The 22,991-nt window shown below is 60.0% G+C and carries 16 protein-coding genes; 9 read left to right on the top strand and 7 right to left on the bottom strand.

Translation table 11 applies throughout. The features are described from left to right. The first annotated feature begins 268 nt into the window (after positions 1-268). From NMD1_RS14460 to mobF, 3 genes are read left to right on the top strand one after another with little or no spacing between them, the layout of a single operon-like run. Complete coding sequence (locus tag NMD1_RS14460; RefSeq protein ID WP_066275457.1) at positions 269-601, top strand: hypothetical protein; 333 nt, start codon at positions 269-271, stop codon at positions 599-601. Then, the gene (locus tag NMD1_RS14465) at positions 591-2,987 is read left to right on the top strand and encodes a type IV secretion system DNA-binding domain-containing protein (protein ID WP_125955281.1); all 2,397 of its coding nucleotides are present in this window, start codon (positions 591-593) and stop codon (positions 2,985-2,987) included. The genes NMD1_RS14460 and NMD1_RS14465 overlap by 11 nt, the downstream gene beginning before the upstream one ends. 37 nt (positions 2,988-3,024) lie before the next feature. Beyond that, a complete protein-coding gene (gene mobF / locus NMD1_RS14470) occupies positions 3,025-5,952 on the top strand; it encodes a MobF family relaxase (protein ID WP_125955282.1) in 2,928 nt (975 codons plus the stop codon). Between the two features lie 97 nt (positions 5,953-6,049). On the opposite strand, the gene NMD1_RS21570 is transcribed toward mobF, so the two are convergent. From NMD1_RS21570 to NMD1_RS14495, 5 genes are read right to left on the bottom strand one after another with little or no spacing between them, the layout of a single operon-like run. Then, on the bottom strand, positions 6,050-6,352 hold the full coding sequence (locus NMD1_RS21570) for a hypothetical protein (protein WP_233497716.1): 303 nt from the start codon (positions 6,350-6,352) through the stop codon (positions 6,050-6,052). Continuing rightward, the gene (locus NMD1_RS21575) at positions 6,286-6,483 is read right to left on the bottom strand and encodes a DUF6961 family protein (RefSeq protein WP_125955284.1); all 198 of its coding nucleotides are present in this window, start codon (positions 6,481-6,483) and stop codon (positions 6,286-6,288) included. The genes NMD1_RS21570 and NMD1_RS21575 overlap by 67 nt, the downstream gene beginning before the upstream one ends. Further along, positions 6,483-6,788 (bottom strand): DUF5818 domain-containing protein, encoded by a 306-nt coding sequence (locus NMD1_RS14485; protein WP_125955285.1) that lies wholly within the window; start codon positions 6,786-6,788, stop codon positions 6,483-6,485. The genes NMD1_RS21575 and NMD1_RS14485 overlap by 1 nt, the downstream gene beginning before the upstream one ends. Further along, complete coding sequence (locus tag NMD1_RS14490; protein ID WP_125955286.1) at positions 6,785-7,210, bottom strand: thermonuclease family protein; 426 nt, start codon at positions 7,208-7,210, stop codon at positions 6,785-6,787. The genes NMD1_RS14485 and NMD1_RS14490 overlap by 4 nt, the downstream gene beginning before the upstream one ends. Before the next feature lie 12 nt (positions 7,211-7,222). Beyond that, the gene (locus tag NMD1_RS14495) at positions 7,223-7,864 is read right to left on the bottom strand and encodes a S24 family peptidase (protein WP_007688341.1); all 642 of its coding nucleotides are present in this window, start codon (positions 7,862-7,864) and stop codon (positions 7,223-7,225) included. Positions 7,865-8,272: 408 nt separating this feature from the next. Here NMD1_RS14495 and NMD1_RS14505 point away from each other — a divergent pair, with 408 nt between their 5' ends. The 6 genes from NMD1_RS14505 (at position 8,273) to NMD1_RS14530 (ending at position 18,808) form a co-directional block, all read left to right on the top strand. Further along, on the top strand, positions 8,273-9,127 hold the full coding sequence (locus NMD1_RS14505; protein ID WP_125955288.1) for a WYL domain-containing protein: 855 nt from the start codon (positions 8,273-8,275) through the stop codon (positions 9,125-9,127). Next, a complete protein-coding gene (locus NMD1_RS14510; protein ID WP_125955289.1) occupies positions 9,114-12,383 on the top strand; it encodes a helicase-related protein in 3,270 nt (1,089 codons plus the stop codon). Before NMD1_RS14505 ends, NMD1_RS14510 begins: the two co-directional genes overlap by 14 nt. Beyond that, a complete protein-coding gene (locus NMD1_RS14515; protein WP_125955290.1) occupies positions 12,380-13,147 on the top strand; it encodes a DUF4391 domain-containing protein in 768 nt (255 codons plus the stop codon). Before NMD1_RS14510 ends, NMD1_RS14515 begins: the two co-directional genes overlap by 4 nt. Beyond that, a complete protein-coding gene (locus NMD1_RS14520) occupies positions 13,140-15,155 on the top strand; it encodes a site-specific DNA-methyltransferase (RefSeq protein ID WP_125955291.1) in 2,016 nt (671 codons plus the stop codon). Before NMD1_RS14515 ends, NMD1_RS14520 begins: the two co-directional genes overlap by 8 nt. Before the next feature lie 12 nt (positions 15,156-15,167). Then, positions 15,168-18,284 carry a type III restriction-modification system endonuclease gene (locus NMD1_RS14525; protein ID WP_125955292.1) on the top strand — a complete coding sequence of 1,039 codons (3,117 nt, stop codon included), beginning with the start codon at positions 15,168-15,170 and terminating at the stop codon, positions 18,282-18,284. Between the two features lie 293 nt (positions 18,285-18,577). Then, positions 18,578-18,808 carry a hypothetical protein gene (locus tag NMD1_RS14530; RefSeq protein ID WP_125955293.1) on the top strand — a complete coding sequence of 77 codons (231 nt, stop codon included), beginning with the start codon at positions 18,578-18,580 and terminating at the stop codon, positions 18,806-18,808. Between the two features lie 9 nt (positions 18,809-18,817). Here the strand turns inward: NMD1_RS14530 and NMD1_RS14535 are convergent, their stop codons facing one another. Then, positions 18,818-21,520: a conjugal transfer protein TraG N-terminal domain-containing protein gene (locus NMD1_RS14535; RefSeq protein WP_125955294.1), complete on the bottom strand. Its 2,703-nt coding sequence runs from the start codon at positions 21,518-21,520 to the stop codon at positions 18,818-18,820. Positions 21,521-21,553: 33 nt separating this feature from the next. Further along, positions 21,554-22,990, bottom strand: a complete 1,437-nt coding sequence (locus tag NMD1_RS14540; protein ID WP_125955295.1) for a conjugal transfer protein TraH — start codon at positions 22,988-22,990, stop codon at positions 21,554-21,556. Between the last annotated feature and the right edge of the window lies 1 nt (position 22,991).

The following is a 22,991-nucleotide window of genomic DNA, read 5'->3' on the forward strand; positions in this document are numbered from 1 at the left end:
CAGTTGGGCACACCGTACGCGACAAATCGCTGGATCAACTGGCAGAAAAACACGAAATTCCAGATGCATGGATCGAAATCTGCGAAATGGCAGCTTCTCCGTCAAAAATGACGTGGGCGAGGGGAGTTACGTGGATTTGACCAAAGCGAGGCCGAGAATGGCGGAATTCGGCAGTCCTATATGTTCTTGACATGTTCTTGAATCTGACTTAGCTTCTACCTCGCCTTTCGCAGTGTGAACCGGGCTCCTGACCACAAGGAGTCCGTGCATGACACGGCCAATCTGTCTCCAGGTTTACATCTCCAGCGAGCTCAGCTCGATGATCCGCAAGGCTGCCAAGGCCAAAGGGATCAGCATGAGCGAGTGGGTTCGCGCCTTGCTCGCCAATGCCTGCACCGAGGACGAGCTTGCCTCGCGGCTCGACGCTTCCATTGAGCGAATTTCCCGCCGCTCGGTGTTCCTCATGGTCGGGGTTGATGCGCTGCTGGCAGGGCACCCCGACCACGCGCTGCGCGGTCGGGCTCACCAGGCGTACGTGCGCAAATGTAAGGAACTCGGTCTTTCCACAGCCGCTGGCGAGGGAGGCTCCGATGAAGCGTAATCTCGTCAACTTCACTCGTGGCAGCCAGCTGCTCGGACACTTCAGCTTCATGTTCGCGGCGGGTCTCAAGGGCCCATTGATTGTCGCCGCGCTCGTGATCTCATGGACCTCCTGGTGGACCATTTCGGCAGGCCTCACCGACCATGAAGTCTACCTCGTCTGGATGCGGATCTATGCTGCCATCTACGGCTTCATGGAGTTCGATCCCGCCAAGCGGATCACCCTGGAAACTGCCTTTGGCGCGACCATCCAGTTTCCGATTGCCCAGCTCGAAAGCTATCCGCCGGTGGTCCATGCGTGGGAGAAGCTGACTGCGCTTCTGACCAGTGCCTTATGGCGGTCCGGCTTCCTCTTGGTCCCCGCCTTTGCCGTCTTTTACTGGTTCGCCGAGCGGTTCGGCGGCCGCTCCAAGGAACGCAAACATGAGCGCGGCGCGATGCTGGTTACGCTTCCCGAACTCGTCGATGAATTGACCGCGCACAACCGGCGCGAGCGCACCCGTGAGCTCGATTCCGCGCTGGGCTGGAAATGGCGGCTCAGTCTGCCGCGAGAGATCGCCCAGGTCTTTCCCTATCGGCCATCGCATATCGCCACGGTCTCCTATCCGTGGCGGCTCGAACAAAGCCACGCAATGCTCATTGGCACCACCGGCATGGGCAAGACCGTGGCGATCTCCGACATGATTGCGGAGGCAAGAGCAAAGCGCCAGCGCTGCGTGGTCTTCGACCTGACCGGCGCCTTTATCGAGCACTTCCATGCGGCCCATTGCGACATCATCCTGAACCCGCTCGATGCGCGTTGCCCCCAGTGGAGCCTGTTTGACGAATGCCGTTCTGAAGGTGAGTTCTGGGCCGCAGCGGACGCCCTCGTGCCCCACGACGGGGGCGGTGAAGCCCAGTTCTGGGTGATCGCTGCACGGGCCCTGTTCGTCGAATTCTGCCTCAAACTCGTGGCCGAGGGCAGAGCGACTAACGACGCCCTGGCCCGTGAGCTCATGACTGCGGACCTGTCGCGCGTGCATGCCATGATGCGCGGTACTATCGCCGATCCGCTGACCGCGCCGGAAGCCGCCCGCATGGCGGAATCGATCCGGGCCGTTTTCAACGTGAACGCCAAGGCGCTCAAGCTGCTGCCGGCTGCCGGACCTCGTTTCTCGGTTCGCCAGTGGATCGAGGACGGGGCCGATAGCGCTCGAGGCAAAGGCTCGATCCTGTTCATTTCGGCTCGCTATGTCGACATGAGCGTCTGCGCGCAGTTGCTTACGCTCTGGCTCGACACGGCCATGAACACGCTGATGACGATGCCCCGCACCCGCGATCTCAAGTGCTGGTTCTTCGTCGATGAGCTGGGCGCATTGCACCGCCTGCCGGCCCTCGAGAAAGGCTTGCAGACGGCGCGCAATTTCGGCGGCGCGATTGTTCTTGGCCTGCACGCCTATGCCAAGCTCAAGGAGGTCTACGGCGAGAACATGGCGATGACGCTGGCATCGCTTGCCCGGACCAAACTGATCCTTGGAACCGCCGACCGCGAAACGGCCACCTGGTGCTCCGACTTCATTGGCCATCGCCAGGTCAGGGACATGGAAGAGGGCTACACCTACGGCTACAACAATGCCCGTGATGCGGTCAGCCTTACCCCGCGCAAGCACATCGAGCCGCTCCTGCTACCCGACCAGCTGATGAACCTGCCGCGCCTGTCAGGGTACATCAAGTTCCCCGACGGCTTTCCCGCCGCACCGATCAAGCTGAAGCCCGTCGACCGACCCAAGCGGGCGGAGACCTTCATTGCTAGGGTCAAGGAAAGCCCGAAGGCAAGGGTCACGGTGCCCCATCCGGCGGTGGAGCAGGCCGAGCAGAAGGCAGCGCCAACAGGCAGCGAGCATCCCTCGTCCAACGATGACGGAGCGGGCAAGCCGGTCGTCCCGAAGCAGGGAGAACTGGCCCTGGATCAGGGACCGAAAGCCGCGCCGAGACAGGAGCCTGACGCGCCTGCCAAGGATCTTGGTCGAGCAGTGGAACACCCACCCGGCAAGCGGACCAAAGAGCGGGAACCGGCAGCTCGTTCCGGGCAGGAGAAGGCGGGCAAGGCCAGGAAGGAGCGATCGAATACCAGAACCGATGCTCCGCCGCAAAAGGCTGGACCTTCCGCCCGCCCACTTCTCCCGACAGGCGAAGCCGCTGCAGTCCCGGATCAGACGGCTGCTGCAAAGAGCGCTGCCCGGCCCGGCACGCCCGACACGAAGGCGCTGCAAGAGGGCAAGCCGGACAACCCGAAGAGCCAAGGCTCCAGCGATGCCGCCGCGCGCAAGCTGATGATCGAGGATGGTCTGCGGGAGCACGAGCCTCCGCCGATCACTGGTCCCGATCTTGGCGACATGGAGATGTGAACATGTCGCTGACTGCCTCGGGATGGCGGATTGATCGATGCTGTCGGTAGCCAATGTCCGCACCGCAGGCGGTGCGGCCAACTACTTCGCTGCCGACAATTACTACACGCGGGCTGATGCAGATCGTTCGGGTGAATGGCTGGGCAAGGGCGCTGCGGCGCTCGGGCTTACTGGTTCCGTAGACGCGCGGCAGTTCGAGGCGGTCCTTAAAGGACTGCTGCCCGATGGTAGCCGCGTCGGCAGTGACAACCGGGCGCACCGGGCGGGGACCGACCTCACCTTTTCGATGCCGAAAAGCTGGTCAGTCCTCGCTCTGGTGGGTGGCGACAAACGGATCCTCGATGTCTATGCGTCGGCCATCCGGGAAACCCTGCGCTGGGCCGAGAAGAACCTTGCCGAGACCCGGATGGAGGTTCGAGGCAGAGAGCGTGCGGTCCAGACCGGCAACCTTGCGATCGCGCTCTTCCAGCACGACACCAACCGCAACCAGGAGCCCAACGCCCACTTCCATGCCGTCATTGCCAATGTGACGCGAGGGGCCGATGGTAAATGGCGGGCGCTGCGCAATGACAAGCTCTGGCAGCACAATACTTTGCTCAATGCCATGACGATGGCGCGGTTTCGGCTAAGCGTCGAGAAGCTCGGTTACGAGGTCGGGGAGTTCGGCAAGCACGGCAATTTCGAGGCCGTCGGTGTACCCAAAGACGTGCGCGATGCCTTCAGTTCGCGGCGGGTGGAGATTCTCGACCGCCTGGCAACGATGGAAGGAAGGGGGCTCGCTGCTCGCAACGCAGCAAACCTCATGACCCGGGCCGACAAGGGGCGGATCGAGGATCGCGATGCACTGCGGCAGCAGTGGCGGGATACGTCCACAAGGCTGGGCTTTGATCCCGCCATGGTCATTGCCAGGGCCAATGCCCGCAGCGCGCAGGACCTTGGCAATTTGACTGGTGTTGGGTCCACGATGCGCGCGCTCGTCCGCAATGTTCAGGCCCTCGCAACCACCTTTGCCGAACGGCTCGGCCTGCGGGAAGGCGACCCGCTGATACCGGCCCGGCTGACAAATCGCAGTGTCGAGCAGGTCGCTGCAATTCATGCAGTCGCCTCGGCTGTGCGGCATTTGGGCGAGCGGGAGGCGGCCTTCACCCGGGCCGAGATCTTCCGCGCAGCGCTTGGCTTTGCGCTCCCGACTTCACTTGCAGACATTGAGCACCGCGTCGACCAGCTGCTCCGCCAGGGACATCTGGAGAAGGGCAGGGGCGCCGACCGGGAACTGCTGACGACACGCGATGCCATCAGCCTCGAACAGCGCATCATCGCCGGGGTTGAAGACGGGCGCGGCGCCGCTCCGGCGATTGTTTCTCCCGACCTCGCCGGGGCCCGTCTGCAGGCCCTGTCCCAGATCAAATACGGCATGACCTTGAACGCGGGACAGGAAGGGGCAGGGCGTTTGCTGCTTGGCTCGAACAACCGCATCGTCGCGATCCAGGGCGTCGCGGGGGCAGGCAAGAGCACGGTCCTCAAACCTGTCGCCGATATCCTGCGCGAGGAGGGCAGGGGTGTGCTTGGGCTCGCGGTGCAGAACACGCTGGTCCAGATGCTCGAGCGCGACACGGGTATTCCATCGATGACGGTGTCGCGGTTCCTCGCCCGGCACCGCGATCTCCTTGAAGGGGCCGATGCGGACCGTCTCGCCGAGGCGCGGGCCGACATGCGCGGCACCGTCGTGCTGCTCGATGAGGCATCAATGGTCGGCAATGCCGACAAGGAGAAGCTCGTGCGGCTGGCAAACCTGCTCGAGCTCGGCCGCTTTGCCAGCATTGGCGACCGCAAGCAGTTGGGTGCCGTCGATGCTGGAAAGCCATTCGATGTGATGCAGCAGGCCGGCATCGAGACTGCGGTGATGGGCACCAATCTTCGCGCGCGCAGCGAAGGCCTGCGTGAAGCCCAACTGGCAGCGCAAGAAGGGCGCATCGAAGACGCCATGCGCCATTTGGCACCCCAGGTGATTGAGGCGGGGAATGATGCTGCTGTCGAAGCTGCCGCAGCCTGGCTGTCCCTGTCGACAGCCGAGCGCGAGGCAACCGCAATCTATGCCTCAGGCCGAAACCTGCGCAGCGCCGTGAACGATGCGGTGCAGACCGGCCTCAAATCCAGCGGCGAGCTTGGTCCTGAAACCATGCAGCTCCGGACCCTTTCGCGCGTCAATGTGACCCGCGAGGAGCTGCGCTATGCGAGCACCTATGCGCCCGGCATGGTGGTCGATGTCGCGCGGCGTCAGCGCAGCCAGGGCCTTGCAGCAGGCGAATACCGTGTGGTCGGAACCGATGTGGCACGCGAGCGGGTCACGCTGGAGAACGCGCGTGGCCGCCAGTTCGAGTTTCGTCCCGGTCAGATCAGGCCGCAAGGTGAGCAGGATCCGCTGCGCCTGTTCGAAGTTCGCGCCCTCGACATTTACACCGGAGACAAGGTCCGGTGGACCGAGACCGATCACCAGCGGGGCCTCCTCAATGCCGACCAGGCCCGGATTGTCGCAATCGACAATGAGGCTGTCGTGGTAAAGACATCCTTGGGCGCAGAGCACAGGCTGGAACAGGGCGACCCGATGCTTCGCCGTCTCGATCTTGCCTATGCGCTCAATGCCCATATGGCTCAGGGGCTGACCTCTGATCGCGGCATTGCTGTCATGGACAGCCGCGAGCGCAATCTGGCCAATCAGCAGACGTTCCTGGTGACAGTCACGCGCCTGCGCGATGGTCTCACGCTATATGTCGATAATGCTGGCAAGCTCGAAGCGGCGGTCGAGCACAATGCCGGCATGAAGCGCTCGGCACTCGAAACGGTCGATCTTCTCCGCGATGCGGCAGCCAAAGGGCAGGCCAAAGATCGTGTGGCTCCAGCACCGGAACGCAAGCCGCCAGAACTTGACCGGTCGATCACGAAGCCGTTCGAGATCGGCATCTAGCGTCCCACTAGCCTCATGCGTCCGCACATGGCCGGTTGACGTGAAGTTCTTTATTTGTTCTCATTGACCCATGCCCCGAATCTCCGATGATATCCTCCTAACTCATCTCGAAGTCGCGCTGGCCGTTGCGCCGGAGCACACGCTCGTCCGTCTCAATGCCGATGATCCACGCGCCCAGCGCAGCGCCAGGGTCGATCTGGCTCGTCATCTGGTCGAACGCATGCGCGGTTTCACCATCGAAGGCGACAGCCAGGGCTGCCCAGGCGCGCAGCCGTGCCTGTTTCCGGGCGATCTGTCGCCGATCGGATGAACTGGTCGTCTTGTCGAGGAGGGTTACTGTAGTGGCCGGTCCGGGGCGTTGGAGCTCAGCTGGACAATTCGCTCGGCGATAGCCTGCCATGTCCGAATGCCCGCCTCGTCGCCAGCAAGTGCGAGCGCCCCAATCTGCTCGGCGACGTGCAAGGGAGCCTTGTCCCCATGAGTTTGCAAGACATCGTTGGCGCAGGCCCAGAGCTCCCAGTCGCTCAGCATCAGCCCAGCAGGCTGACGACACCGCCAACCGTCGCATATAGGCCATAGGCGACGAAGGCTGCGGCAAGGAGGAATTCGAGCCGGAGTTTGAATGCAGTCGGTCGAGGCTTTCCGGCAGGCCATATCTGGTCGCAGGCAAATCCGTTGAACCCTGAACGCTCCCCGACCACTTCGACGCGGGCACCGATGAATTTCCGTACCTGGCGGGTGTTGTCGAGTTCCCAAGTCCCGCCACCATCGGTGCGCAGCACCGGACCGTTGGCCGCCCATTCGACGATGCCGGTCAGATGCGTGGTGCTGCTCACCGGCAAGCCGGGCCTTTCCAGTAGCGATCCCAGCGCAGGACAGTGCCGGTCTTGATCATGGCGCATGACAGATCGGCACCTGACGGCAGACGGCACCAGGCAGCGGTCCTGTTTCCGCCTGCGGACCCCTCGGAGCGGCATGTCAGCCGCGGACCTCTGACCACCACATGACCGGTCGAAATTGTTCCCTTCGCGCCGCCCATTAGCTGTACAAGGGCGTCGCGCGCCTCAATTGCCTTGGCATTTGGGCAGGGCTGATTGGTGCGGCAGGTGCCGTCCATTTCCCGGGCCGCGATGCCGGCGATCCGCAGGTGAGGGCCTTCCGCACACCAGACCGGACCGTCTCCATCCCAGACATGAGTCGGTGTGCAGGTAAAGGTCTGTCCGGAAGCGACGATCGAAGCGGCAAGGAGGGCAAGCATCAGAGAACCACCTTAGAGCGCCCGTCCGAACCAGAGAACCCGTCCGACGATATTGAGCGTGCGTTTCTCGAGGCCGCGCCAGCTTGGATAGGCCGGGTTGTCGCTCAGAACCGACGCCCGCTTGCCCTGCGGTTCGAGGGCAATGCGCTTTACGCTCAACATGTCGTCCATCCGCAGGACATAGATCCCGTCTCTCAGCCGCGACTGGCCATCTCCGAGATCGACCATAACCTCGTCGCCATCGTGGAGGGTGGGCTCCATGGAGTCCCCATGGACCGCGATAATCGAGAGGCTCGATGCCTTGCTCGCGGTCAGTCGGCGAAGCCACTTCTCGTCGAAGCCGAACTGCGCGGATTTGGCTTCCATTTCGGCCAGAGCGCCATGGCCGGCCGATGCCTCGACATTGAGCAAAGGCACATGGACCAGTTCGACCACCGGGCCTGAGCGGCGGGCAGGGGCTCCAAGAACCTTCTCATCGACCCCGAAAAATCGTGCCAGAACCGAGCGGTCCTGCTCGTCCAGCTGCCTCGGGCTGCCGCGCCGAATATACTGCTGGATGTAAGCGGCATTGCGCCCCAACAGGCGCGAAACCGAAGAGTAATTCACCCCTCGTTGCTGGATCAGTTCGTCCAGGGCTCTGCGTGCGTCGTCCATGACTGCTAGTCCTATCGCGGGCACCTAGGAAAAACGATCCTAGACTCTAGGAAGCCTTCCTAGTAAGAACATAACAAGAACGCAAGCTTAAAGCGAGTCTATGGCGATGGAGCTATTGGAGCAGATCGAGGCATATCTGGCGCAAACACGGACGTCGCCGAGCACCTTTGGTCGGCACGTCGTGGCAGATCCTCGCTTCGTTCACGACCTTCGGGATGGGCGCAGGCCGCGCCGCAAGACCTGCCAGAAAGTGTCCGAATTTCTTGCTAGCTCAGAGGCAGTTAGCCGCAGGTAGATTAGCGAAACCGGGGCCATCAGCTTTCCGAATCTCGTTGCCTTGCCATCAAGCATCCATTACGCCTACCCATACAGAAACTGGTTTAGCCCAGTTTCTTGGGGGATCTGGGGATGGACAGCGATTCGGGATTGAGGCGCGGGGTTGAGAGCCGCCTCGAATTCATCGAATTCAGGCTCTTCTGGGAAGGGCATGTCAACCGCAGTGACTTGATCGACGTTTTCGGCGTTTCGATCAACCAGGCTTCGACGGATCTGAACAGATATCTCGGCCTGGCCGAAGCCAACATGGTCTACGACAAGAGCGCCAGAACTTACGTTCGTACCTCGTCTTTCACTCCCGTATTCCACCAGCCCGACGCAGCCCAATATCTCTCCCAGCTCAGATCGCTCTCGGATGGGATCATTGCCGCCGACGACAGCTGGATTGGGGGCTTGCCGAGTTTCGCCTGTGCACCGGCGCCCGCCCGTGGTGTCTCGCCCAAAATTCTGAGGGCCATCGTAACGGCGATCAAGCGGCACGAGGCGATTGAGGTCTTCTACCAATCGATGTCATCCCCTGAGCCTGCTTGGCGGTGGATCGAACCTCATGCCTTGGTGTTTGACGGCTTCAGATGGCATGCTCGGGCGCATTGCCCACGCAGCAGCACCTTCAAGGACTTTGTTCTCTCGCGCATCACCGATACGCGCTTATCGAAGCCGGCAGATGCTATGCCTTCCGGCGATAGCGAATGGGAAGAGCAGGTCGAGCTCCAGATCGCGCCTCATCCCGCATTGAGTGCCGGTCAGCGCAAGGCGATCGAGCTCGATTACGGAATGGAAAGGGGCGTGACGACCATCCCGGTCCGAAGGGCTCTTCTCTACTATGCACTGAAGCGTCTGGGCCTCGACACCGACCCAGCTGCCAGGTCACCACAGGATCAGCAAATCGTCCTGCTAAATCGGGAGGCGATCCATGCAGATCATTGATAACAGTTCCCATCTGTGGGGTGACGATCTCAAACGGGCCTTGACCAAGGGCTCGCGGGTGAAGATCGCCGCCTCCTGTTTCTCGATCTATGCCTTCGAGGCGCTCAAGTCCGAGCTCTCCAGGATTGACAGTCTACAGTTCATTTTTACCGCACCTACGTTCACTCCGAACGGTGCAACCGATCGGCTCACCAAGGAACGACGGGAGTTCTTCATCCCGAAAGCTCGGCGAGAGAGCGGGCTGTATGGAACCGAATTTGAGATCCAGCTTCGTAACAAGCTGACGCAGCGCGCCGTGGCACGCGAATGCGCCGACTGGATCCGCAAGAAGGCAAAGTTCCGGTCCAACGGGACCAAGGCGCCGATGCAGCAGTTCATGCATGTGGGCGGCGCGGCTGATGCTGTGGCCTACATGCCCATCAGCGGATTCACTGCGGTCGACCTGGGCTACCAGAAGGGCGATGCCGTCTCGAATTTCGTCACGCGATTTGACGACCCGAGCCATGCGCAGATGTACCTGCAGCTGTTCGACCAGATCTGGGCAGACCCGGAGAAGTTGCAGGACGTCACGAACGCCATCTGCGACCATATCGAGTCCGTTTATCAGGAGAATGCGCCCGAGCGCATCTACTTCATGATGCTCTACAATATCTTCCGGGACTTCCTCGAGGAGGTCGATGAAGATGTCCTGCCAAACGACCTTACCGGCTACCGGGATAGCGTGGTCTGGAATAAGCTGTTCAATTATCAGAAGGATGCAGCGACCGGCATCATCAACAAGCTCGAGACCTACAACGGCTGCATTCTGGCTGACTCTGTGGGTCTAGGCAAAACCTTCACCGCGCTTGCAGTGATCAAATATTATGAGCTCCGGAACCGGTCTGTCCTGGTGCTTTGCCCCAAGAAGCTCGCGGACAACTGGCGCAACTACAACACCAACCTGACCACTAACATGTTCGCCAGGGACCGGCTTAACTATGATGTCCTATGCCACACCGATCTGTCCCGCACCTCCGGGGAATCCTTCGGCATCCCGTTGAACAGGGTGAACTGGGGCAATTACGACCTGGTCGTCATCGACGAATCCCACAACTTCCGGAACAATGACGTCTTCAAGGATCGGGAGACGCGCTACCAGAAGCTGATGAACAAGGTCATCCGCGCGGGCGTGAAGACCAAGGTCCTGATGCTCTCGGCAACGCCGGTGAACAACCGCTTCACCGATCTGCGCAACCAGCTCGCACTGGCCTACGAGGGGCAGTCCGAGGCGCTCAGCAAGAACCTGAAGACCGACACCAGCATTGAAGAGATCTTCCGCCGGGCTCAGAAGGCATTCAACGAATGGACATCGCTGCCTCCCGAGGAGCGGACGGCGGCCTCAATCCTCAAGACGCTGGACTTCGACTTCTTCGAACTGCTTGATTCCGTGACCATTGCCCGGTCCCGCAAGCACATCGAGACCTTCTACGACACGAAAGATATCGGCAAATTCCCGCAGCGCCGGAAGCCGCTCTCGTTCCATTGCCCGATTACCCAGCGGCCCGACGTGATGGGGCTGAACGACATCTTCACGCAGCTGTCGGTGTTGAAGCTCGCGGTCTATGCGCCCATCAGCTACATCCTACCTAGCCGCCTGCGGAAGTACGAAGAAATCTACGACACGCAGGTCGAGGGTGGCCGCGGCAAACTGCGTCAGGCAGACCGGGAGCGCAGCCTCCAGGCGCTGATGACCACCAATCTTCTAAAGCGGCTCGAGAGTTCGGTCGCTGCATTCCGACTGACGCTGCGATCCCTCGGCGCCAACATTTCACGCACGTTGAGCGCTATCGAAGAGTTTGAGCGAACTGGGCGAGCGGACAGCGTTAGCGACCATCTCGCGGAGATGAGCGCCTTCGATCCTGAAGACGACGATCTGGCCGGCCTTGATGAGTTCACCGTGGGCAAGAAAGTCCAGATCAGCCTTGGCGACATGGATTTGCCGTCGTGGAAGCACGACCTTGCTGCCGACCTTGTTCTGATCGACGACCTGATCGCGTCGATGGACAAGGTGACACCCGCAGATGACACGAAGCTTCAGCACCTGCTTTCGCTCATCGGTCAGAAGGTCGAAGCGCCGCTGAATACCGGTAACCGCAAGGTCCTGATCTTTACGGCCTTCGCCGATACCGCCAATTATCTATACGACAATCTCGCGCCCTTCGCGCACCAGCTGGGGCTGCACGTCGGCAAGGTCACCGGATCAGATTCACCGAAGACCACCCTGAAGAAATCCTACGACTTCCAGGGTGTGCTGACGCTGTTTTCCCCTCTTTCAAAAGACAAGGTCATTGTTCTGCCCAATGAGCCGGGCGAGCTGGACATCCTGATCGGCACCGACTGCATCTCGGAAGGCCAGAACCTTCAGGACTGCGACTTCCTGGTGAATTATGACATCCATTGGAACCCGGTACGCATCATCCAGCGCTTCGGCCGGATCGATCGCATCGGCTCACCCAACAGCCAGATTCAGCTGGTTAACTATTGGCCGGACATCACGCTGGACGAGTACATCAACCTCAAGGAGCGCGTCGAAAACCGGATGGTGATCGCGGACGTCACGGCGACGGGCGACGACAATGTGCTGACCGCCAAGTCGAGCGACATTGCATACCGCAAGGAACAGCTGAAACGGATGCAGGAGGAGGTGATCGAGCTCGAGGACGTGAAGGCCGGCATTTCCATCACCGATCTCGGCCTGAACGACTTCCGCATGGACCTGCTCAACTACGTCAAGGAGCATGGCGAGCTCGACAACGTGCCCTTCGGTATGCACGCCATCGTCCCGGCACAGCCAGAGCTTGGATTGCATCCGGGCGTTATCTTCGCCTTGAAGAACATCCATGACAGCGTGAATGTGAACCAGCAGAACCGGCTTCACCCGTTCTACCTGGTCTATATCGGTGATGATGGCGAAATCGCCGTCGACCATACCGAAGTCAAAAGGCTGCTCGATCTGATCCGCACCAGCTGTAAGGGGCAGGTAGAGCCGATCCGCGAGGTTTGCCGGGTGTTCAATGAGCGGACTGATGATGGGCGCCAGATGCGCCTCTATTCCGACCTGCTCTCTAGCGCGATCCGGTCCATGATCGAGGTGAAGGAAGAAAAGGACATCGACAGCCTGTTCAGCGGCGGTCGCACTACGGCGCTCACCCATACTATCAAGGGTCTGGACGACTTCGAGCTGATCGCGTTCCTGGTCATCGAAGGTGGGTCATGATCCCTTACGAATGGCCTCGCGCTGCCGCTTTCGGACGCGTGATCCCCAAGAACAAGATCTACGAACATGCTGGTGCCAACACGGCGCTGAAGGACCTCTTTGTGCGCGAGGTTGATCAGATCGTCTGGTCGCACAAGCTAGCGCCGGAGACGGTCAACCTGACGGCAACGAAGTCAGTGACTGAGATCCAGGTCTTCCGCATTACTACCCGCACCCCGTCCCTGGACCACGAAGTGCTACGGGCGATCGACAAGGCCATTCCTTTCCCGCTCATTTTCGAGGTGGTCCATGCTGGTCGGGTAAGGCTCGCCGCAGCCTACAAGCGGCCGAGCGAGGCCGATGGTACCCGTTGGGTGGTGGGCGACTATTTCCTAGGCGGCTGGCTACCCGAGGGCGCACCGCGAACGCCGCTTCCAGTGGCTCTAAACATCGGCGCGCTGTACGAGCGGTTACTCGAGCCGCTGGTGGCGGGGCAGACGGCTCGACTGATCCCAAGCATAGGCCAGGCGCCGCAGAAACCCTTGACCTCTGGCGAGGCGGACCACTCCGTGTCGCTGGAAGACCGCATCGCGCACGCAGAGGCGATCAAGGCGCAGTTGCGCGAGGTCGAGCGGATCAAATCGCGACTGGTGCGCGAAAAGCAATTCAACAAGCGTGTGGCGATCAATGCGGAGCTGCGGGTGGCCAAACAGGAATTTGAGCGGCTGACGGCGGGGACTGCCGGCACTGCTGTAGCGAACTACCAAGAGGACGACCATGGATAAGCTTAAGATGCATAGCCTCGACGTGAGCCAGGACAACATCGCGAAAATCCGCGCGCTGTTCCCAGGCTGCGTGACCGAGGCGCGGGACGAGGCGACGGGGGCGTTGCGTCTAGCGGTGGACTTCGATCAGCTACGCCAGGAGTTAAGCGACCATATCGTGGACGGGCCGCAGGAGCGGTACCGGTTGGACTGGCCGGGTAAGCGGGAGGCGCTGGTTGTCGCCAACGCGCCAATCGGAAAAGCCCTTCTTCCTGCTGTCGATGAAAGCGTCGACTTCGAAAGGACAAGGAACCTCTTTGTCGAGGGTGACAATCTCGAGGCGCTCAAGCTTCTGCAGGAAGCATACCTTGGGGAGGTCAAGTTGATTTACATCGATCCGCCATACAACACCGGTAAGGACTTTGTTTATCAGGATAATTTCACTCAGGGCTCATCCGAGTTCCTCAAAAAATCTCTCCAAGAGGACGACGAAGGCAACAGGTTGCTTGCCAATCGCGAGGCCGCAGGTCGCTTCCACTCAGAGTGGCTGAGTATGCTCTACAGCCGTTTGGTTATCGCCCGCAACCTATTGCGGCAGGATGGGATCGTCGTCGTTTCAATCGACGAGAAAGAGCATGCAAATCTGAAGAAGATTTGCGACGAGGTATTTGGCGCGGGTAATTTTTGTGGCGAAATTGTCTGGAAGAACAGCAGCAAAAACGACCAAGCCTACGTTTCTATTCAGCATGAGTATCTTGTTGTTTACGTGAAAGATAAAAATACAAACTCAGGTGAATGGACAGAGCGCAAGCAGGGCTTGGAGGAAATCTACAAAGCTTTCGAAGTTTTCCGGAACGAGCACGGCGATGATTGGGGCGCCATACATCAGGCCGCACTAGATTGGTTCAAGTCGTTTCCGCCTTCCAATCCAATTAGCGACAGCAAGCATTACAGCTGGATGGATGAGCGCGGGGTGTACTTCCCAGATAACATCGCAGGGCCGAACGACGGGCAGTACGTTTATGATGTCCAACACCCCGAAACTGGTGAAATTTGCAAGCCGCCATCAACCGGCTGGCGTTTCCCCGAAGAAACTATGAAGCAACGGATCAAAGAGAAACGTATTCACTTTGGCAAAGATCACACGACCGTCCCAAACAATAAAACTTATCTTAAAAACACTGAAAATCAAAGCCTTACCAGCATGAGGTATGTCGATGGCCGGGCGGCGTCCAACCGCCTGAAGGACATGTTTGGAGATAAAGTCTTCACAAACCCCAAAGACGAAAATCTCTTGGCTGATCTATTTAAGGCAATGCAGGTAAAAGAGCAGGATATTGTTCTGGACTTTTTTGCTGGCTCGGGATCGACCGCCCATGCGCTTTTTGAGCTCAATCGTCAGCAAGGGAGTAAATGCAGAACGATTCTCGTTCAGATCCCAGAAGACCTGAATGAGTCCCTCAAGCTAGCGACAGGAGGGGCCAAGAAGGTGACGCAAAATGCCATTAGCTTAATGAAGAAATTGAAGCGTCCGACGACCGTTGCCGAGATCTGCAAGGAGCGTTTGCGACGCGCGGGCAAAAAAATTCTTGAAGGCAAGTGTCACCCCGATTGGAACCGCGATGTTGGCTTCCGGGTGCTCAAGGTTGACACCTCGAACATGAAGGACGTCTACTACCGCCCGGATGAGCTGAAGCAGTCCGACCTGCTCGACATGGTCGACAACGTGAAGGAAGGCCGCACGGCCGAGGACCTGCTGTTCCAGGTGCTGGTCGATTGGGGCGTGGACCTGACACTCCCCATCCGCCGCGAGACGGTGCAGGGCAAGACCGTGTTCTTCGTCGACGACAACGCCCTTGTCGCTAGCTTCGACCGCGGCATCACCGAGGATTTGGTGAAGGAACTGGCGGGACACGAGCCCCTGCGCGTCGTCTTCCGCGACAACGGCTTCGTCTCGGACGCGGTGAAGATCAACGTCGCGCAGATCTTCCGCCAGGTCTCGCCCGCCACCGACGTGAAGTCGATCTGAGGGACGCTGCCCATGAAGCTCAAGTTCAAGGTCCAGCCTTATCAGACCAACGCCGTCAACGATGTGGTCGACTGCTTCGCCGGCCAGCCCATGACCTCTGGCCTAACCTACCGCATCGACCCCGGCCGCAAGGCACAGTCCAGCGCCTTCGAAGAAGGCTTCAAGAACGCCGACCTTGCGCTGAGCGACGTGCAGATCCTGGAAAACGTCCAGAAGGTCCAGCGGCGCCAGAACCTGCCTGTCTCGCAGTCGCTGACGGATTTCACGACCTTCAACGCCCGGGGCGAGCGTGTGCCGGTTGCGGCCACCTACAAGCGCGACGCGCTGGCCGCGACCCGCGTTCACCTCGACGTCGAAATGGAGACCGGCACCGGAAAGACTTACTGCTACATCAAGACCATCTTCGAGATGAACAAGCGCTACGGCTGGTCGAAGTTCATCATCATGGTGCCGTCGATCGCCATCCGCGAAGGCGTTTACAAGTCCCTCCAGATTACCGCCGATCACTTCACGGAAAGCTACGGAAAAAAGGCGCGGTTCTTCATCTATAACTCCAAGCGCCTGCATGAGCTGGAAAGTTTTTCCTCCGACGCCGGTATCAACGTCATGGTGATCAACATCCAGGCGTTCGCCGCGCGCGGGGCTGACAACCGGCGCATCTATGAAGAGCTGGACGACTTCCAGTCACGCAAACCCATCGACGTCATCGCGTCCAACCGGCCGATCCTGATCCTGGACGAACCACAGAAGATGGAAGGTGCGGCAACCATGGAGGCGTTGCCGAAGTTCAAGCCACTGATGGTCCTGCGCTACTCCGCTACGCACAAGACCCAGCATAGCCGAATTCACCGCCTGGACGCACTGGACGCCTACAATCAGAAGCTGGTGAAGAAGATAGCCGTGCGCGGCATCCAGACCCGCGGGCTCGCCGGCACAAATGCCTACCTCTATCTCGAAGGCATCGACATCTCGAAGAAGGCCCCGGTTGCCCGGATCGAGCTCGAGGTGAAGCTGAAGTCTGGTGAAATCAAGCGCCAGATTCGGCGGTTGGAATTCCGCGACGACCTGTTCGTGGAGTCTGGCGACCTGGACCAGTATCGCGGATTCACGATTAGCCAGATCGACGCCGTCAACGACACGGTTGAATTCATGAACGGCGTCGTGCTGCACGCTGGTGAGGCCAATGGTGACGTCTCTGAACGCGACATCCGTCGCATCCAGATCCGTGAGACGATTAAGGCGCATTTCGACAAGGAAAAGCAGCTATTTGCACAGGGCATCAAGGTCCTGTCGCTGTTCTTCATCGACGAAGTGGTTAAGTACCGCGACTACGACCAGGCCGATGAGAAGGGCGAATATGCGCGGGTCTTCGAGGAAGAGTACGAATTACTGAAGGCCGAGTACCTGTCAGAGCTTGCCATCGATAATGAGGCGTATCGGAAGTACCTTGCCGGCATAGACCCGGCCAGGACCCACAATGGCTATTTCTCTATCGACAAGAAGACGAACCGCCTCAAGGATCCACCTGTTGGGGCCCGCTCGGTCGATTCCGACGACGTGGACGCCTACGACCTGATCCTGAAGGATAAGGAGCGCCTGCTTTCCTTCGCCGAACCCACCCGGTTCATTTTCTCGCACTCAGCGCTGCGCGAGGGGTGGGATAACCCGAACGTCTTTGTCATGTGCATGCTAAAGCACAGCGACAATACCGTTTCGCGCCGTCAGGAGGTCGGTCGAGGTCTACGGCTTTGTGTCGACCAGCACGGCGACCGCATAGATCATCCAGCCGTAGTGCACGATATCAACGTGCTGACAGTGGTTGCCAGCGAGAGCTACAGGGACTTCGTAACGGGTCTTCAGAGGGAAATTGCGGAGACCCTCTCTTCGCGTCCCCGTCAGGCAACTGAAGCCTATTTTACGGGCAAGACGATCACCACCGAGCAAGGCCCAGTCGAGGTGACCGGCTCGATGGCGAAGCAAATCTACCGCTATCTGGTGAAAAACGACTATACCGACGATGCCGACCAGATTGCAGGCACCTATCACGAGGCAAAAGCCGCCGGCGCACTGGCGGAATTGCCCGAGGAGCTAAAGCCCTATGCGGATCAGGTATTCCAGCTGATCGACAGCGTGTTCAGCGACGCGCAGTTGCCCAAGGTGGGTGATGGCCGCAAGCCCAAGACCAATCCGCTCAATGCGAACTTCGAAAAGAAAGAGTTCCAGGAACTGTGGGCGCGGATTAATCGCAAGGCGGTGTACCGTGTCGAGTTCGATTCTTCGGAACTTGCCAGGAAATGCGTCAGTGCGCTGAACAGCCAGCTGCGCGTTACGCCGCTGCAATACACGATTCAGGAAGGCAAACAGAACGACGGCCTGACCGACGACCAGCTCCGCACCGGCGATGGCTTCACGGTTACGGCCACGACTACCGAACAGGGAGGTTCAATCCACTCGCTGGTGAAATATGACCTTGTCGGAAAGGTCGCCGAAAGCGCGCAGCTGACGCGAGAAACGGCCGCAACCATCCTTGGCCAGACCGAGCCTGCGGTATTCGGGCAGTTCAAGATGAACCCTGAACACTTCATTTCCGAGGCCTCGCGGATCATCGCCGAGCAGAAGGCTGCGATGGTCATCGAGCGCTTGGCCTACGACGAAGTCGAAGAGCGTTACGACGTCGACATCTTCACTGCCAACCAGACCGGCCAAGACTTCTCACGCGCCTCGGCAAAGCTCAAAAACCATGTCTATGACTACGCAATCACGGACTCGGATATAGAAAGAGCATTCGTCAAAGAGCTGGACACGAGCACCGAGGTCGTCGTGTACGCCAAACTGCCACGGGGTTTCCTAATCCCGACCCCGGTCGGGGACTACAACCCGGACTGGGCGATTTCGTTCAAGGCTGGCAGCGTGCGGCACATCTATTTCGTGGCTGAAACGAAGGGGACGATGTCCTCGATGAAACTGCGCGAGATCGAGAAAACAAAAATTGAGTGCGCCCGAAAATTCTTCGATGAAATCAACGAGCAGATCACCGAGGATCAGGTCAATTACGATGTGGTTACGGACTACGGGAAGTTGATGGAAATGGTTGGCCAAGGCGCTGTTGCGATGAGCGGCGGCTCATGACCCCCACTCCATCATATCTTCCAGTTCGATGGCGATCTGGACGGCATCAGGGTCGCCCAAATCTCGATGTCCGCGAGCAAGGCCGTCGCGTTCAGACAACTGCAGATAAACATGGTCGGGCCACGTTCCCTCACCCGTCCTGTCATCCGAAGCGAGACAATGCTCGTGCCGGATCAAGATGCAAATACGTGATGGCCTAGACCGAATTGGAGGAGAGGCTGCGCACTCCCGGCTACGGAGCATGTTTTGCTGGTTACCGGCCTCGTTTCTGCTATGTTCCAAGGAGCGGCGAGATGAATGCAATCATGAGCAACTTTGACATCGATACTGGCAACCGACCTGCATCCCGGAATTGGGAGGGTCTGTCGGAGCTTGATCAGGCGATCCGCGAGAATCGCCTAATGGAGTACAGGATCAAGAAGTCGTGGGCCGACCCTTGGGGGCGCAAGCTGACGATAATCGGCCTTATCGTCATTGGCGCAGTTTTCGCGTTTCTGGCTGGAGCGTCCTTCGGCCTGTGGTGACCGTTGCAGTCACCACTCCTTCACATCATCCGCTGCTTCTGCACTGGCACCTTGGGCTCCCTTGGTGATCGCGTCCAGACGTCCCCTAGAGCCGGTAATCTTCTGGCGACCGGCCGCCTGAGCCCTTTGCACTTCTTCATGAAGACCGTCGGCACCCACCCGTGGTACTGAACCTGAACCTCCGCCGCCGGTTTGTGCTCGGCCGCGCACCGACCCTGCGCCAGAGACTGCCGGACGGGATACGGACTGTCCGGGGACGAGTACGAGGCGATCATCGATCCCGTCGCGAAGCTGCTCGGCATAGCTTTCGATGAACTTTACCTGCAATGCTTGGCCTTCTGGGCTGAGCTGGAAAGTGACATCGTCGAACCGCGCATTGCCATAGAAGTCGCGGTTGCTCTCGATCTCGGCGAGACCCCATTCGCGGTAGGCTTGGGACAAATTGAGGCTGCCTGCGGCGCTGTTTCCTTCGAAGAAAGAAGCCTGGCTCTCGAGACGATTGGCAAGCTCCTCCGCCCGACGAGCTTCGATTGTGAAGCTCTGGGCTTCTGTCAGAGATGCGTTCATGCCGCTCGCGGTGCTCGAGATCGATGAGCTTGACGAGGTGCTGACTGAGCGAACGAACCCATCGCGGGTGCTCGACCAATTGCGGCTGTCAGACATCTGGGACAGGCTCCCAAAGATCCGCGAACGGTCTTCGGATGCGATGCCGATGTCGCTGTCTGTCCAAGTGCGTGTCCCGCCGCCCTTTGCTCCGATGCTTCCCGAGAGCACGCCATTCGAAATTCCGGCCTTTGCCCCGGCCTCACCACCTAGAAACCAGGCCGTAGAGATGTCATCGGCTGCTCTGCGCGACAGCCCGAATTGCCGCTGCAGATTAGTGGAGGCCTGATCGACCTCGCTGAACGCGGTCTGGATGCTGTCGGAATTCGAGGTGCCGGTCGCGCTCTCGAAGGATGCGCCGCGGCTGAACTGGTCTCTGAGCTCGCGGAACTTCGTGACCGCGCTGGTTGTCGATTCCGTGGCGACATTGGCATAGGTCTCGCTGTTGGCGCGGGCCTGCGATGCCATCGTCGAAAGGCGCGCCGTGAACTCCTGGCCCAGCGTCGGCGTGAAGGGATAGCTGGAGGTCGGGATCTGGTCGTAGCTGCCGTCCGGAAAGCTCGTGGTCATTGCCCCAGTGTCGCTGAAGGTCCGCGTCTGCGGTGCGCCATAGGTGAAGCTCGGCGCGATCGTGCCTTGTGCGAATTGGCGGGTGAGGACGCTCGAGTTTTCGAAGCTCGTGTTGCCGAGCGAGACGTTGCCGGTACTCGCCTCGCGGGCCGCTTCCTCGGCCGCGTTCTGGCTCGGGTTGAGGTAGCTCGTGGCATGGTGGGAAATCGCCATGGCGCCCTTGGCCACACCCCCTGCCAGGAACGGCACCGATGCGATGAGATAGCCTGCCAGCAGACCGATATCGCTGTTGACGTCGGCCATGCCGGTAAAGCTCGCCAGGCTGAGGCCGTTGCTGCCCGTGACCGCGCTCATGTCAGCCGCGCCCTTGTACATCAGCATCATGTGGAGGATCACGAACAGCGGCCCCCAGGCCGCGAGATAGAAGAAGCCTGTCACATAGCCCTTGAGTGCGACAGGTCCCGTCTTGGGGAGCAGGAAAAGCGGGAAGAGCACCGGAAACAGCGCATAGAACAGCACGGTCAGCACGACGTTCAGGAGTGGGACCCACTTCATGGCGTTGCTCGCAATCGAGCCATAGGTCCGCTCGGTCTGAATGTCGGCGCGGGTCTGGGCGTAGACGTCGACATTGCCCGCGCCGCTGGTGCCGGACATCGAATGCATGGCCTGGCTCATCGCGTTGATGGTCAGCGTCTGCTTGAAGATTTCGGTCGCGTTGGCCGAGACGCCGGTGAGGTACTGATAGGCCACCGGCAGGTCGGCAAAGAGCTTCGCCTTGGCGAGCGCGGCCGTCTGGTTGGGGTAAAGTTGACGGCCGAACACTGATCCCATCGCATCGACCAGTCCGGACCACTGCGCATTGAGCGTGTCGTAGGCCTCGCGGCAGGTCACGATGTTCGAGCTCACCTGGCCTGAAGTGGCATCCCGGGTCAGGAACCGTTGCGCGCGCGCCTGGCTCCCCGGCGCGATCGTCGCCCAGATGTCGCCTGTTTCCGCCAGCTCCTTCATCGAGTAGCGGCCGAGCAGGACGTCGTAGAACACGCATTGCCGGAAATGCTCGTCGAGATTGGCAGCAAACTCCGGATCAGAAATCCGCAAGGAGCGGGTCGCATCGTAGAGCCGCGCGCCGTAGATCATCCCGTTTTTCGAATAGTTGAGATCCCCAGGCAGGCCGAACACCACTTCTGCCGAGCCCGTGAGATAGTCGCCGACCTGGCTGGTAAAGCTCGCCATCAAGGCCAGGCCCAGCGGCACGTTGCTGACATTGGCCGGGGCAAGGCTCGGGTTGAGCCGGTCGGTCACATGGACATCGAGCCGCGGCACCATGAGGCAGGAGTAAATGAGCGTTGCGCCGAGGAACCAGTTGATCCAGGCGCGCCAGTCCTGATTGAACGCAAGGGTGAGGGCGGACAGGCCAAGCCCCATTACCATCACCACCTGGAGCAGGCTCTTGTAACCGCCGTTGCCGGTCCAGGCGGCGACCGCCTGGAAGACGTTGACCAGATAGTCCCCGCCGCCGACCGTGAAAATCTCGACCATGTCTGTTGTCCCGCCTGGATGTGGTTGGTCCGGTCAGTGGGTGAGGGCGCGGTTCTGGACGCCGCGCGACCAGTCCAGCGATGCGGCCATTCCGGGCGACATCGAGGCGGCCAGCATGTTCTCGATGAACGCCGTCTTCTCGATGATCTGCAGCACCGCATTGACCTTGAGATGCGTGTTGGCCTGCCGGTCAGCGAGCGCCTGACGCACGACATTGACCTGATTCTGCCACATCGCGATCTTGGCTTCGTCGGCCCCGATAAAGCTCGACATCGAGCGGCCCGCCTCGCTCACGATCCGGTCGAGCACGGCAAACAGCAGGTCGACACTGGCGATCTCGGCCAAGGTCTCCCTGTCGTCGGTCGGCATGCCTCGGCCATAGGCCGCCTGGACGGTTAGGATCTTGTAGAGCGGGATGGACGCGACTTGCAGCAGTTCCTTTTGCTCTTCGCTGATCGCGGTGTCGTCGCGGATGGCCTGAACCATGCCGCCGATAAGCGCCGCCACCCGCGGTCGCAGCGCTTTCGATGCCGGCAGGCTCAGCGACTTGAAGCCGGGGTTAAGGCACTTCTCCGGCTCGTCGCAGTCGAAAATGAGGACGTTGCCATTCGCGGTGCCATCCAGCAGCGAAGACACGAGGGTGGACGAGGCTTCGCCGACGATTGGCACGAACTTGCCCGGCTCATCGTCCTTGGCCGGCACGTATATTATCGTGCCGAGCAGCGTCATCGCATATTCGGCGAGCTCTTCGTCGAACCGACCGCCTGGCGAGAAGAACGCCGACTTCTTGAGGATCGTCCAGGTGTAGTTGCGCGGCACGCCGGGATTGACGTCATCGTATTTGCCCGAGCCTTGCGCGGTAGTGCTCGATCGCTGCCCCCTGGTGCCGCACCCATGCTTGGCTGCAGCATAGTCGGTGAAAATCCCTTCGGAGTTGCCGATCGCTTCGCAGATTGCCTTGTCGGCAAGGTCGCCCTTCGGCCAGATCCCGCCCACCAGTCCCTGCGCCATTTCGCAGGAGTTGATGTTGAGGTTGTTCATGAGCTGAGCCTTCTGGCTGAACTCCTGCATGATCTTCGAGCATTCCGGGCAGACCGTGTCGATCGCCAGGCTGAAGGCGAAGCCGACTGCATTGTTCGCGACTGCCTTCAGCATCGCGACGATCTCGCTCGCGTTGATGAAGCTGAAGGACCCCGCAAAGATGTCGATGCCGCCGCAACCGGCGCGAGCGCGCGGCAACTGCAGATTGGCGATGTTGGTGGTCTTCTGCGGGAAGCGTGTCCAGACATTGCCGAGGCTGTAATAGCCAGCAGACTGCCCCTGGAACGCGGTCGGTCCGTTGACGTTGGCAGCCCCCCCGACGTCGTTCAGAAACGAGTCCATCGAACTGCCGACGTCGGCCGATGCGCCAGACAGCGGGAGGGCGAAGGGGAGGGCGGCTGCAAGAAGCGCAGCGACGGCTCTTTTCATC

Source organism: Novosphingobium sp. MD-1, assembly GCF_001014975.1.
Lineage (GTDB): Bacteria > Pseudomonadota > Alphaproteobacteria > Sphingomonadales > Sphingomonadaceae > Novosphingobium.